The sequence below is a fragment of the Staphylococcus coagulans genome (genome assembly GCF_002901995.1).
Taxonomy (GTDB): domain Bacteria; phylum Bacillota; class Bacilli; order Staphylococcales; family Staphylococcaceae; genus Staphylococcus; species Staphylococcus coagulans.
On the sequence record NZ_PPQN01000040.1, the window covers coordinates 24,443 to 37,648 of the forward strand.

Annotated in this window: 13 protein-coding genes; 7 read left to right on the forward strand and 6 right to left on the reverse strand. The window is 36.2% G+C overall.

Going from position 1 to position 13,206, the window contains the following annotated elements:
• Window positions 1-96: 96 nt before the first annotated feature.
• On the reverse strand, window positions 97-927 hold the full coding sequence (gene thiD, locus CD118_RS08675; protein ID WP_103356576.1) for a bifunctional hydroxymethylpyrimidine kinase/phosphomethylpyrimidine kinase: 831 nt from the start codon (window positions 925-927) through the stop codon (window positions 97-99).
• 187 nt (window positions 928-1,114) lie between these two features.
• Between thiD and CD118_RS08680 the strand changes: the two genes are divergently transcribed.
• From CD118_RS08680 to CD118_RS08700, 5 genes are all read left to right on the forward strand, one after another.
• Window positions 1,115-1,792 carry a uracil-DNA glycosylase gene (locus CD118_RS08680; protein ID WP_342587136.1) on the forward strand — a complete coding sequence of 226 codons (678 nt, stop codon included), beginning with the start codon at window positions 1,115-1,117 and terminating at the stop codon, window positions 1,790-1,792.
• Window positions 1,785-2,111 carry a DUF5327 family protein gene (locus CD118_RS08685; protein WP_060830346.1) on the forward strand — a complete coding sequence of 109 codons (327 nt, stop codon included), beginning with the start codon at window positions 1,785-1,787 and terminating at the stop codon, window positions 2,109-2,111. Before CD118_RS08680 ends, CD118_RS08685 begins: the two co-directional genes overlap by 8 nt.
• Window positions 2,112-2,126: 15 nt before the next feature.
• Window positions 2,127-2,489 (forward strand): DUF423 domain-containing protein, encoded by a 363-nt coding sequence (locus tag CD118_RS08690; RefSeq protein WP_050331735.1) that lies wholly within the window; start codon window positions 2,127-2,129, stop codon window positions 2,487-2,489.
• Between the two features lie 392 nt (window positions 2,490-2,881).
• Window positions 2,882-4,333 carry an APC family permease gene (locus tag CD118_RS08695; protein ID WP_060830345.1) on the forward strand — a complete coding sequence of 484 codons (1,452 nt, stop codon included), beginning with the start codon at window positions 2,882-2,884 and terminating at the stop codon, window positions 4,331-4,333.
• A 143-nt stretch (window positions 4,334-4,476) separates the two neighbouring features.
• Complete coding sequence (locus tag CD118_RS08700; RefSeq protein WP_060830344.1) at window positions 4,477-5,025, forward strand: GNAT family N-acetyltransferase; 549 nt, start codon at window positions 4,477-4,479, stop codon at window positions 5,023-5,025.
• Between the two features lie 388 nt (window positions 5,026-5,413).
• On the opposite strand, the gene CD118_RS08705 is transcribed toward CD118_RS08700, so the two are convergent.
• Window positions 5,414-5,977: a TetR/AcrR family transcriptional regulator gene (locus tag CD118_RS08705; protein WP_060830343.1), complete on the reverse strand. Its 564-nt coding sequence runs from the start codon at window positions 5,975-5,977 to the stop codon at window positions 5,414-5,416.
• Window positions 5,978-6,104: 127 nt separating this feature from the next.
• On the opposite strand from CD118_RS08705, the gene CD118_RS08710 reads away from it, so the two are divergent.
• On the forward strand, window positions 6,105-6,752 hold the full coding sequence (locus CD118_RS08710) for an HlyD family secretion protein (RefSeq protein ID WP_060830342.1): 648 nt from the start codon (window positions 6,105-6,107) through the stop codon (window positions 6,750-6,752).
• Between the two features lie 14 nt (window positions 6,753-6,766).
• The gene (locus CD118_RS08715) at window positions 6,767-8,533 is read left to right on the forward strand and encodes a DHA2 family efflux MFS transporter permease subunit (RefSeq protein ID WP_060830341.1); all 1,767 of its coding nucleotides are present in this window, start codon (window positions 6,767-6,769) and stop codon (window positions 8,531-8,533) included.
• A gap of 194 nt (window positions 8,534-8,727) precedes the next feature.
• On the opposite strand, the gene CD118_RS08720 is transcribed toward CD118_RS08715, so the two are convergent.
• The 4 genes from CD118_RS08720 to hemQ all read right to left on the reverse strand — a co-directional run bounded on the left by CD118_RS08720 (window position 8,728) and on the right by hemQ (window position 12,962).
• On the reverse strand, window positions 8,728-10,269 hold the full coding sequence (locus CD118_RS08720) for an SLC13 family permease (protein ID WP_103356577.1): 1,542 nt from the start codon (window positions 10,267-10,269) through the stop codon (window positions 8,728-8,730).
• Window positions 10,270-10,569: 300 nt separating this feature from the next.
• Complete coding sequence (locus CD118_RS08725; protein ID WP_050331728.1) at window positions 10,570-11,028, reverse strand: threonine/serine exporter family protein; 459 nt, start codon at window positions 11,026-11,028, stop codon at window positions 10,570-10,572.
• A gap of 12 nt (window positions 11,029-11,040) precedes the next feature.
• A complete protein-coding gene (locus CD118_RS08730) occupies window positions 11,041-11,796 on the reverse strand; it encodes a threonine/serine exporter family protein (protein ID WP_060830339.1) in 756 nt (251 codons plus the stop codon).
• A gap of 413 nt (window positions 11,797-12,209) precedes the next feature.
• Window positions 12,210-12,962: a hydrogen peroxide-dependent heme synthase gene (gene hemQ, locus CD118_RS08735; protein WP_050331725.1), complete on the reverse strand. Its 753-nt coding sequence runs from the start codon at window positions 12,960-12,962 to the stop codon at window positions 12,210-12,212.
• Between the last annotated feature and the right edge of the window lie 244 nt (window positions 12,963-13,206).

Genomic DNA, 13,206 nt, shown 5'->3' on the forward strand with positions numbered 1-13,206 from the left:
GTGAGTTTATATGGTCCGAGTCATCTTTGCCAGTGCAGGGCGACGAAATGAATTTGATTTCCGTCCTGCTGTATGAAATGGATGTGTCTCTTACTGTTACACTTCTGTTACTTCAACTTCAATTTGTTCGATACGATTGGCAGCACCGTGATCGACTGGGCCAACAAATTCATTCATTTTCCAACCGTTTTTAATCGCAGAAGCGACGAATGCTTTTGCATTAACGACTGCTTCTTTTGGTGTTTGACCGTTCGCTAAGTTCGCAGTTGTCGCCGCTGCAAAAGTACAGCCTGCACCATGGTTATAACTTTGTTGGAACATATCCGTTGTTAATTGATAGAAAGTTTGACCATCATAGTAAAGGTCATAAGATTTATCTTGATCTAATGCTTTACCGCCTTTGATTACGACATGTTGCGCACCTTGATCGTAAATGATTTGTGCTGCTTTTTTCATATCTTCAATCGATTTCAATGTGCCTAAACCTGACAATTGACCCGCTTCAAAAAGGTTAGGTGTTGTTACTGTTGCTTTAGGCAATAAATATTGAATCATTGCTTCAGTATTTCCCGGGTTAAGGACCTCATTTTCCCCTTTACATACCATCACAGGGTCGACGACAAAATATTTGGCACCTGATTCAGTAAAAGCTTCGCCTGCGCGCTGAATAATTTCTTCTGTGCCGAGCATACCTGTTTTGATTGCGTCAGGTCCAATACTAATCACAGTTTCTAGTTGTTTATTAAAAACGTCAAATGGAATCGGTGTGACATCATGAGACCATGTTTCTTTATCCATTGTTACGATTGCAGCTAATGCGACCATGCCATATGTGTCTAGTTCTTGGAAAGTTTTTAAATCTGCTTGCATGCCTGCACCAGCACTCGTATCTGAACCTGCAATTGTTAATACTTTTTTTAAAGCCATAATATACGCACTCCTTTAAATCTAACTTATTGATATTGGACCGACAAAATCCGCATATCAATACGTCTCCATAGTTATTTAGTTACATACTATCTTATCATGGTCACCTATCGTATGCATATGGAATGTTTGAATCTAATAATGAAAGAACACGATTCATGACGAATTATGGTAAAATGTCAACGAGGTGAAAAAGATGGATTGGTCAACAATATTTCATGAAATTACAACAAAACATGACTTTCAGGCTATGCACGATTTTTTAGAAAAAGAATATTCTACGCAAATTGTATATCCAGATAGAAAAAACATTTATCAAGCCTTTGATTTAACGCCTTTTGAAAATGTTAAAGTTGTGATATTAGGACAAGATCCTTATCATGGTCCAAATCAAGCCCATGGGTTAGCTTTTTCTGTACAGCCTAACGCAAAGTTTCCACCATCACTGCGTAATATGTATCAAGAGCTTGCAGATGATATCGGGTGTCAACGAACTTCCCCTCATTTACAAGATTGGGCAAGAGAGGGCGTTCTCTTATTGAACACAGTCTTAACAGTTCGACAAGGACAGGCACACTCACATCGTGATATTGGTTGGGAAGTCTTTACAGATGAAATTATTAAAGCAGTATCTGAAGGTAAGAAAGGTGTTGTTTTTATCCTTTGGGGTAAACCGGCGCAACAAAAAGAACGTTTAATCGATACTACAAAACATCATGTTATCAAGTCGCCCCATCCAAGTCCATTGTCTGCACATCGAGGCTTCTTTGGTTCAAAACCCTATTCAAGAGCAAATCAATATCTAGAATCACAAGGATTAAAGCCAATCCATTGGTGTGAAGGTAAGGAGAAATTCGATGAATAAAGAAAAACTGATTCAATTGTTGGAACAGGAATTAGTGCAAGCGGATACAGCAACAACAGATGAAGCATTTCATAAACACATTTATGCGATACACACATTGACATCTTTATATGTTGATGAGGAAACACCAAAGCTTTCAAAGCATAAGTTATCAGAAACAAACAAAAATCGTCATACGTCACGTTCATCTGAGGTGACTGACGAAGAAATCAAAATGATGGGCGGTAAGGTGTCCTCGTCTCCACAACAATTAGATTCAAATCAACGCATGGTAACAGATGATGAAGTGGGGAACGGCGCATCTATTTTTGATTTTTAATGAGGAGGAAATAAAATGAAAGTATTTATCATATTAGGCGCATTAAACGCGTTAATGGCAGTAGGTACAGGTGCATTTGGTGCACATGCATTGGATGGCAAGTTATCAGAGCACTACATGTCAGTATGGGAAAAAGCAACAATGTATCAAATGTATCATGGTTTAGGTTTAATATTGATAGGCATTATTGGCGGTGCTTTACATCTTAATGTGGGTTGGGCCGGTTGGTTAATGTTCATCGGTATTGTATGCTTCAGTGGATCTCTTTATATTTTATCCTTAACGCAAGTGAGTATCCTCGGTGCGATTACTCCAATCGGTGGTGTTCTCTTTGTAATAAGTTGGCTGATGTTAGCTATTGCCGCTTTTAAACTGTAAGTGGGTATGTTTAAAAGTATCAAGTAGAGCAATTCATTTGATGGCAATGTATATTTAAGTACAGAGCTATTTAGTCATTTTAATATTTATTAAAAGAATAACTTAATCAATTTTATAAAAGCGTTACCTAGAGTGTAATTATTATACATTTAAGGTAACGTTTTTTTATTGCGAGATATAAAGATGGGCATTAAATTTGTTTGTCGCAAAAGGATTTGTGCCATGATACGAAATAATGATGCATATTTTTGTAAAAGTTTGACAATAAATAGAGCGCCTTTTTTTATCGCACTTTTTTTAATTTTAAGGTATGATTTATTTTTAATATGCCAAAAATAATTGTTATAAAAATTTATAACAGGGGTATAATAACACTCAGAGGTGAAATGATAATGGATACAAAGAACGGAAAACCTGATCGTGGAGACCTCCAGCAAAACTTATCTGAAAAGTTTGTGTGGGCGATTGCTTATGGGTCGTGTATAGGATGGGGCTCATTCATTCTTCCAGGGGATTGGATTAAAGCTTCAGGACCGATTGCAGCATCTATCGGTATTTTTATCGGTGCGTTATTAATGATTATTATTGCGGTCAGTTACGGTGCATTAGTAGAGCGATTCCCAGTATCAGGTGGTGGCTTTGCGTTCAGCTTTTTAGGATTTGGACGCTATGTGAGCTTTTTCTCGGCATGGTTTTTAACATTCGGTTACATATGTGTAGTTGCGTTGAATGCGACGGCATTTAGTTTATTAATTAAGTTTTTACTGCCAGATGTTATTGAATTTGGAAAATTATATACCATCGCGGGATGGGACGTCTATATTACTGAAATAATCATTGCTTCATTATTATTGATTATTTTTATGTTGATTGCGATTAAAGGGACGAGTGTCTCAGGATCACTTCAATACTACTTTTGCGTCGCAATGGTTATTGTCGTGGCATTATTATTCGTAGGTTCTTTCTTTGGTTCTAATTTTTCTTTTGATAATTTAAAACCATACAATGGACCTGAATATGGATGGTTTAAAGCGATTATTATGATAGTAGCAGTTGCACCATGGGCTTTTGTTGGTTTTGATAATATTCCACAAACCGCAGAGGAATTTAATTTTTCTCCAAATAAAACATTCAAATTGATTGTTTATAGCTTACTTGCTGCAAGTGTGACTTACATTATGATGATATTATACACAGGTTGGTTAGCAGGGGGAAGCAGTGATCTTTGGTTAACAGGATCTGTAACGCGTGAAGCTTTCGGTACGATTGGCTTAGGTGTATTGACGATTGCAATTGTTATGGGGATTTTTACTGGATTGAATGGTTTCTTATTGAGCGCGAGTCGCTTGCTCTTCTCGATGGGCCGTTCAGGCATTATGCCTTCAGTATTTAGTAAATTACATCATCGATACAAAACACCTTATGTGGCGATTATTTTCTTAGTAGCGATTACGTTAATTGCACCTTGGTTAGGACGTACAGCGTTAACTTGGATTGTAGATATGTCATCTACTGGTGTTTCTATCGCTTATTTTGTTACTTGTCTATCCGCTGCTAAATTGTTTAGTTTTGATAAAAACAGTCGAACTTACGGTCCGGTTTATAAAATATTTGCTATTGTCGGTTCGGTGATTGCGTTTATTTTCTTAATGTTATTGTTACTTCCTATATCACCAGCTTCATTGTCTTTACCATCTCATATTGCGCTTGGTGGGTGGACAATACTTGGACTGATTTTCTTCTTAATTCGTTTACCAAAATTAAAACGTATGGATAAAGATGAGTTAACACAATTAATTTTAGATACAAAAAAACGTGATGTTGATAAAATGTTAAATGAATAAATATTAATAGTAGAGCAATGTATAACTTTTAAAAATTGATTTAGAAGTTTGCATTGCTCTATTTATTTATGACTATATATTAAAAGAGATTGTAAAGATTTTTGTCTAATGTTATAATTTTCAGAAAAATAAGAGGTGAATTGATGCATCATTTTAGATTACCTATCGAGGGAGACGTCGCGCTCGTTTATCCTCATATCGCATATGCAGAAGAAATATTGGAAGCCATACAACAAAACAGCGCACATTTAAGTCGCTATTTAAAATGGGTGGACGATATAACAACAGTAGAAGCTGAAAGAAATTTTTTAGAAGGGGTGTTAACACAAGTTGCAAAAGGTGAAGCGTTGCTTTATTTGATTTTTGATGAGGAGCAATTCATCGGAATGATAGATTTACATGCATTTGATAAAGAAACACGAAAAGCAGAGGTAGGCTATTGGCTTGCAGAAGCATATACAAAGCGAGGGATTACGACAAATGCAGTAAAACTATTGTGCGATATTGCATTTGAAGATTTGGCACTCAATAAATTGGAATTACGTGCCAATGTTAACAATAAAGGGAGCAATCGAGTAGCGGAGAAGGTTGGTTTTCGGTGGATAGGGGTAAAATACGAGGATGAGTTTAGCAATCACCAATATGAAGACATAAATTACTATGAACTTTTAAAATCTGATTATTATGGTTGAAAAACGATTCGCGACATTTCAAACACACAACATAAATAAAAAGTTTAAAAATTTCATAAAAAATTAATGAAATTTCAATATTTCTATCCCAAAAAGTTTAAAAACATGTTACATTAGTGTTAAGCAAAATATATGAACAGTATAAGCATATCATTTTGTGTTTTTCATTTTCAAAAAGTTCTCCAATAAAGGGCCTGGCTCACATTAATAGCGTAGCGACTATTAGTGATGCGTCAGGCCTATTTGACTGCGCCCGTCCATAATGCACGTAAATATATCGAGATCGACAGAAATCGGCATGATTTCGTCGTCCCGTTCAAGCAAGGATGAATAGGGTTGGAAAGCTTGATTGTGGTTACTCCAATTTCATCTTAATGAATGCCTTAAATTATCTATTCATTTTAATTACGTTTGAATACAAGATATTAGCCATTGTATCAGCTGATTCTTGACAACCATTAGAGAGCCAACTGTAAACAATCGCAAATTGTCCTCCCAGTGTATAGTTGATGAAGTATTGTGTTTCTTGTAATTCGGGCAGATGCTTCAGCATTTTGTTATACGCGCCATAAGTATATTGTATATAACTACGTATCAATTCGGGTTGTGGCTGTGTAACAATAATCGCGGTAAAAAAAGTACGATGACGTTTTAAATAGCGGAATACCAATCTGAATATTTTTAAAATGGTTGTTTTAACCTCAATAAGTGAATGGTTCTCAATAACTTCGACGGAGTAATGAATAAGGCGCTCGTATTTTGTCATGTGATATGTCGTCAGTCTCTCGAATAATTGATATTTATCTTCGAACTGCGCATAAAAAGTAGAACGATGGACACCGCTCTCTGCACAAATTTGTTTAATTGTAATAGACTCAAGAGGGTCGGTTTTCAATAAGCGAATCATTGCTTTAATAATTTGACGTCTTGCTTTTGATTTTGATTTTGTCATAGTATCACCAATTGTTATTATAATATATTTTCAAATCCGACACATTTAAAAAGATTGTCTCTATTTTTTATGAAAAAATCATTTTATAATACAAGAGTTACTTTATTGGAGAAAGGGAGTAAAGACAATGAAGAAAATAATAACGATTAACATTGTAACAATCGTTCTTTTAATTATTATTGGTGTTGTCGGCTTTTATTTTTACAATCAATCTGTAAGTTATATCAAAACAGATAATGCAAAAGTCGATGGCGATCAAATTAAAATTGCAAGTCCAGTATCAGGTAAAATCGATGGTTTGGACGTGCATGAAGGACAAAAACTAGATAAAGGCGATACAGTGGCTAAAGTACAAGGAAAAGGAGAAAATGGTTCTCCACAATCTGTATCAATTAAAATGCCACAAACTGCAACAATCGCTAAACTCGATGGGCAAAACGAAGGTATTGCTCAAGCAGGTCAACCTATCGCTTATGCTTATGACATGGACGACTTATACATCACTGCAAATGTTGATGAAACAGACATTAAAGATGTAGAAGAAGGCCGAGATGTCGATGTTTCTATCGATGGCGAACATTCTAAAATTAAAGGTAAAGTTGACCGAATTGGTCATGCAACTGCATCAAGCTTTTCATTGATGCCTTCATCAAATAGTGACGGTAATTACACAAAAGTAACGCAAGTTGTTCCAGTTAAAATTAAATTAGACAATCAACCATCAAGTGGTGTTGTTCCAGGTATGAACGCTGAAGTAAGTATTCACAAAAATTAAAAGGGGGTCATCAAATGTTTGTGATGATTTATACAATTCTTGCCCTTATTGTGACTATTATACTTAACTGGATTTTAGTCCGTGGTAAAAAGCGTAAACCACAACAACAACATCGCAAATCGTCAACACAGTCGATGACAACATCAAATGAACCCCATCAAAGTCAGCATACTTTCACACTAGACGATGATCATTCAAATGCGCAAGCTTCTCATGAGACGCGTGTTCCACGTCAACCTGTGAATGAAAAAGTTGCAGATGCAACGCAAGACTTTGTGTTCAAAAAAGGTACCACTCGTAGCAAAGTATTAGTCGCAATGATATTTGGTATGTTTATAGCGATTTTAAACCAAACGTTATTGAATACAGCATTGCCACAACTTAATACGGACTTTAATATTTCTGCGTCAACAGGACAATGGTTAATGACCGGTTTTATGTTGGTGAACGGGATTTTAATTCCAATCAGTGCCTTTTTATTCAATAAATATTCTTATCGACGATTATTCTTAATTGCGATGCTTTTATTTACAATTGGTTCATTCGTCTGTGGTATTGCATGGGGCTTCCCAATTATGATGGTTGGACGTGTGCTTCAAGCGATGGGTGCAGGTGTCTTAATGCCACTTGGTACAAATGTATTTATGACCATCTTCCCGCCTGAAAAACGTGGTATGGCTATGGGAACATTAGGGATTGCAATGATCTTAGCACCAGCAATTGGACCTACATTATCAGGTTATGTTGTTGAAAACTATGATTGGCACTCTATGTTTATAGGTATGTTTGTGATTGGTATTATTTCGCTTTTAGTTGGTTTTCTTTGGTTTGGTATTTATCAAAGAACGACAAACCCAAGAGCAGATATTCCGGGTATCATATTTAGTACAATCGGTTTTGGTGCGCTATTATATGGCTTTAGTGAAGCGGGTAACGATGGTTGGACATCACCTAAAATTGTGATTATGTTCATTATCGGTACAGTGTTTACAATTGCCTTTGTCGTTCGTGAGATGACAATGAAAGTACCAATGCTAAGTTTTGAAGTCCTTAAATATTCTGGCTTCACATTAACAGCAATTATCAATATGATACTTACCATGAGTCTATTTGGCGGTATGATTTTATTACCACTTTACCTCCAAAGTTTACGTGGTTTTTCACCACTAGATTCTGGGTTACTTTTATTACCAGGTGCGCTAATCATGGGGGTTATGGGACCGATCGCTGGTAAGTTATTAGATACGATAGGGGTTAAACCTATTGCCATTCTTGGTTTGGCGATTACTACCTACGGGACATGGGAGCTTACACAGCTGACTATGGATACACCATATCGTAGTATTTTAATGATTTACATTATTCGTTCATTTGGTATGAGTTTTGTAATGATGCCAATTATGACTGCGGGTATTAACTCTCTTCCATCTCGTCTCATTTCTCATGGTAATGCACTTGTTAATACAATGAGACAACTTGCAGGTTCAATTGGTACTGCGATTTTGGTTACAGTGATGACGCAACAAACTGACCAACATCTTGCAACTTTCCAACAAGACCTAGACCGTACGAACCCAGCAATCAAAGACGAATTGCAAGAAATGGCGCAACAAATGGGTGGCCAAGACCATGCAATGGCTGCGATTATTCGATTTATGAATCAATTAGCATCTGTTGATGGTGTGAATAGTGCGTTTTGGATCGCGACTGCATTAAGTGGTTTAGCACTATTTTTAAGCTTTTTCCTAAAAGGGAAATCACATTATATTTCACACGAATAAAATTAATCACAACTACTATCTTATAAAATTTGATAGGTTGTGTATCAATGAGGTGTGTTTCACTTAATGATTTTTGTGAAACACACGCTCATAAAACATATAATATTGCCCTACAAAGGCGCACAGATATAGTGCACACTTTGTAGGGCATTTTTAATTTTAATATAAGTAATATGAGCTATTAAACAGCCGTCTTATTTTTTAATAGGCAAACTTTGTGTAATATCTATACCTAATACAATAGGTAATAAGAAATAGACAACGACAATAATCATGACAATGCTGAGTAAGTTCATGATAAAGCCTTTGACGGCCATTTCTTTAATTTCTATTTTGCCGGTACCAAAAACAATGGCATTTGGTGGTGTACCTACTGGTAACATATAGGCGCAGTTCGCAGCCATTGCAGCAGGTACCATTAATAATAATGGATGTACATCAATAGCAACGGATAACGTAGCGAGAATCGGTAAGATCATCGTCGCAGTTGCCGTATTCGATGTAATCTCTGTTAAAAATAAGATGAACACTGTAATGACGATAACAATAACGATAGGACTTACATCTTTCAATAACGTCATTTGTTCTCCTAGCCATTTTGCAAGCCCACTTGCTTGTATTCCTTTTGCGAGCGCGAGGCCTCCTCCAAATAGAATGAGCACGCCCCATGGTAATTCTTTTGCGATAGACCAATCTAAAATACGTTTATGCTTATTTTTTGCAGGAATTAAGAAGAGTAAAATTGACACAAACATCGCAATCGTACCATCTGCTACCAGTTGAGTAGGTCCCCATTTTGAGAGTAAAAACTCACGTGAAATCCATAAGAAGCTCGCAATTAAGAAAACAATAAATACAACTTTTTCTTCATATTTAATTTTGCCTAATTCAGCAAGTTTATCTTTAATTACCTTTTGGCCTCCTGGCAATGACTTCATATCATGACGAAAAGCGATAAATTTAAAATAGAGCCAAGCTAGAAATAATAGTAAGATGACAGTTGGAATCCCAATAATCATCCATTTCCCAAAACTTAATTCTTGTCCAAAATGTGAGGCATATTGGCCTTTTAAAATAATAAGAGGTGGTGTTCCGATAAGTGTTCCGAGTCCACCAATCGTTCCTGCGTAGCCGATACCTAAAACGAGCGCACGCTCAAATTTTAAAATGCTTTCTTCATTGTCATTTTCAGTTTTTAAGGCATGTGCTTCATTGATAATAGCTAAACCAATAGGAATCATAATCATCACGGCAGCTGTATTCGACACAAACATCGATAAACCGCCAGTTGCTAACATAAAGCCAAGTAAAATACGCCCAGTACTTGTCCCAATGCTATTAATAATCGTTAAGGCAATCCGTGTATGTAAATCCCAACGTTCCATTGCGATAGCGAGAATAAAGCCACCTAAAAAGAGATAAATAATATCGTTCCCGTATTGAGCAGAAACTGTGGCACTATCCATGACATGACCTAAAGGTAATAAAACTAAAGGTAATAAACTTGTCGCGGGAATAGGGATTGCTTCAGTAATCCACCAAATGGCAATCCAAGCTGTAATAGCGAGTACATAAATGCCTTTAAAAGATAAGTCGTCAGGTCTTACAAATAGTAAAATTAACGCAAAAAGAAGGGGTCCTAATACTAGCCCGATTAACTGTGCAAGCGTATACGAAGGATCCTTCTTTTTCTCTGTAAAAAACGTCAACAATCGTGACTCATTAGAGTTATTCATGATGTTGCCCCCTTTGTTTTTAATACACCATCCCATAAGTAGTATCATATTTGAAAATAGTATAGCACATTCATTAATGGCGTATCTAGAGGATTTCAGCAATAAACAGCGAAGTTAATCTACAAGATGAAAACGCTTTATATTTTTAGTGTGTATGAATTGAAAAATATTTTAGAAAGGGCGTTAATGCAAGCAGAAGGCCCGTAACAAGGTGAGATAGTATAAAAAGATATTAGCGCTTGGAAAAGCCCTGTAAACGAATAGCATTCAATTCATTTCAGGGCTAAGTATAATCATGATTTATTTTTGAGGTGATTTTAAGATTTGAATAGGTTTACGAATAAAAGATTTGGCTACTTGATCAGATATAAGAAGACCTACTGCGATTGCACCGGCGATTAATGTTGCACGAACAAAGATGTCGCTGGCTTCATTAAAATTTAATGTGAGCAATTGTTGAGTGGCTTTAAAAAAGATACTCCCTGGCACTAAAGGAATAATACCTGGAACCATAAAGATAATCACAGGAGATTTATACGTGCGTGCCATCATGTGAGAAATAATTCCTAAAATAAAGCTGCCATAAAGGCTGGCATAGATACTGTCCATAGTAAAAACGTCATTAGCAACAAAGAAAGTTAAATAACCGAAGCCACCACATAAACCAGCGGGTAAAAATAGTCGAGTAGGTGCATCGTATACAAAAGCAAAACAAAATGAAGTTAAAAAACTACATATAAAGATAAAGACAATTGTCAATGTGAGCACCTCCTATAATATTAAAAACGCGGTTGTTACACCTGCACCAATTGCGAAAGATGTAACGATTGCTTCTAAAAATTTTGCTGTAAACATGAGCATGTGGCGACCAAATAAGTCTTGAATTGCGGTTGTTATTAGAACGCCGGGAACAATAGGCATGACTGCAGCGGTGATGGTGGCTCCAATATTTGGACTGCCTAACCAATGGTTGAGCGGGATGGCGATAAGTCCAATTGTAATGGCACCTAAAAAGTCAGGAATGAAGAGCGTCAGTTGCTTGTTTTTCATCCATTCTGTCACAAAATAACCTAGTGCACCTGCTAAAACAGCTGGAAAAACATCGATCCAAAAAGCACCTTGTAAATATGAAAAGCCTAGCGAAATCATGCCAGCAAATAGCATTTTATGTCCTAAAGCGTAACGCGGTTGTTTTTGTTCGATTTCTTTTAATATGTTATATGCACGATCAAAGTCAATCGCATGCTGTGCGATTTGTCTCGAAATATGATTGACTAAATAAACGTTTCTTAAGTTAGTGTCATTTTTCTTAATTTTAACCATGCGTGTATCATGATCAGGTGACAAAGAAAAATTAATAAAAATATTGAGGGCATAACCTTGCGCTTCATCATAGCCATAGCTTTGTGCAATGCGTTTCATTGTATCTTCTACACGCGTAGCTTCTGCGCCACATTCAAGTAGAATGCGTCCTGCTAAAATGACTAAGTTTGTGACTTCTCGATCAGAAGGTATAATTTGGGTCATCAATGTCACCTGCTTTTTTATCTGTCATAGTTAACTCCTATCCTGGGTCAAAGTAATTATAATGAATAGTATAGATTTAAATGATATCAATTTCTTAATATTGTGAAAATAAAAACCAGCGAAAACAAAGTGTTTCATTAAGCTGAAGTTGATTGGAAAGCACCTTTTTGATATAGACCGATTATAGCACAAGAGATGTTGAAATAAATATCGACTTTGTTGAAGAATGAAAGGCCATTAAAAATAGAAAGAACAATTTTTAAAGATATGGAGAGTCGCGTATTTGACAATCATAAAAAAGCTAAGACGTTACAACGCCTCAGCTTTAAAGAGTACACGAAACAAAATGTGATTGGTGACGGGCTATAAGGCGTATCTCGCGGCACATTCATCTCGTTATTATTAAGCTTATATTATTGAATCGCCATTAAAGTATTAATACCTTCTTTATCTAAATGGTGACCGACAAAGAAACTACCAAATTCACCATAGCGTGCTGTTGTTTCATCAAAACGCATTTCATAAACAATTTTTTTGAATTGTAGTACATCATCAGAAAATAATGTTACGCCCCATTCGAAATCATCGAAGCCAACAGAACCTGTAATAAACTGTTTGATTTTACCGGCATATTTGCGACCAATTAAACCATGATTGTACATTAACTTTTTACGCTCTTCCATAGATAACATATACCAGTTATATGTTTCGTTACGACGTTTGTTCATAGGATAGAAACAAATATATTGTTTATGTGGTAATTCAGGATATAATCTCGCTTTTACATGTGGATTTTCATAAGGATCTTCCTCTGAATCACCACCTAAATAATTACTCAACTCTACCACTGAAACATATGAATATGTAGGAATAAAATGGTCAGCGATGGCTAACTTATTAATCTCGTTTTCAATTTCAGTTAAATCCTTCATTTCTGGACGTAAAAACCATAATAATAAATCAGCCTTTTGCCCTGTTACATTGTAAATCACTTGATCGCCACTATGATCTGACTTCGCTTGATCAAAACGATCGAGTAATTGATGGAAAGCAGCAACCATTTCTTCACGATCCGCTTCTGGAACCAAACGCCAAGAAGCCCAATCTATCGCATAAAATAAATGCAAACTATACCAACCATCTAAAGTCTCTGCTGCATGACTCATTCAGAACACTCCTTAGAAATAGAATTATAATTAAATTTTATCATAAAGGGAGCAGGACAGAAATCTATTTGATTTCGTCGTCCTGCCCCGGCAAGGATGACTAGGGTTGCGCAAAGCTTGAAAAAGCGAAGGCGCAATCCAGCCATCTACTGCACTTTCTAATAGATATGGATAACAAAAGATGCAGGACAGAAATCTATTTGATTTCGTCGTCCTGCCCCGGCAAGGATGACTAGGGTTGCGC

Coding starts and splice junctions, on each gene's coding strand:
- thiD (WP_103356576.1), bottom strand. CDS start 927: ATGGCTTTAAAAAAAGTATTAACAATTGCAGGTTCAGATACGAGTGCT.
- CD118_RS08685 (WP_060830346.1), top strand. CDS start 1,785: ATGAATAAAGAAAAACTGATTCAATTGTTGGAACAGGAATTAGTGCAA.
- CD118_RS08690 (WP_050331735.1), top strand. CDS start 2,127: ATGAAAGTATTTATCATATTAGGCGCATTAAACGCGTTAATGGCAGTA.
- CD118_RS08695 (WP_060830345.1), top strand. CDS start 2,882: ATGGATACAAAGAACGGAAAACCTGATCGTGGAGACCTCCAGCAAAAC.
- CD118_RS08700 (WP_060830344.1), top strand. CDS start 4,477: ATGCATCATTTTAGATTACCTATCGAGGGAGACGTCGCGCTCGTTTAT.
- CD118_RS08705 (WP_060830343.1), bottom strand. CDS start 5,977: ATGACAAAATCAAAATCAAAAGCAAGACGTCAAATTATTAAAGCAATG.
- CD118_RS08710 (WP_060830342.1), top strand. CDS start 6,105: ATGAAGAAAATAATAACGATTAACATTGTAACAATCGTTCTTTTAATT.
- CD118_RS08715 (WP_060830341.1), top strand. CDS start 6,767: ATGTTTGTGATGATTTATACAATTCTTGCCCTTATTGTGACTATTATA.
- CD118_RS08720 (WP_103356577.1), bottom strand. CDS start 10,269: ATGAATAACTCTAATGAGTCACGATTGTTGACGTTTTTTACAGAGAAA.
- CD118_RS08730 (WP_060830339.1), bottom strand. CDS start 11,796: ATGACCCAAATTATACCTTCTGATCGAGAAGTCACAAACTTAGTCATT.
- hemQ (WP_050331725.1), bottom strand. CDS start 12,962: ATGAGTCATGCAGCAGAGACTTTAGATGGTTGGTATAGTTTGCATTTA.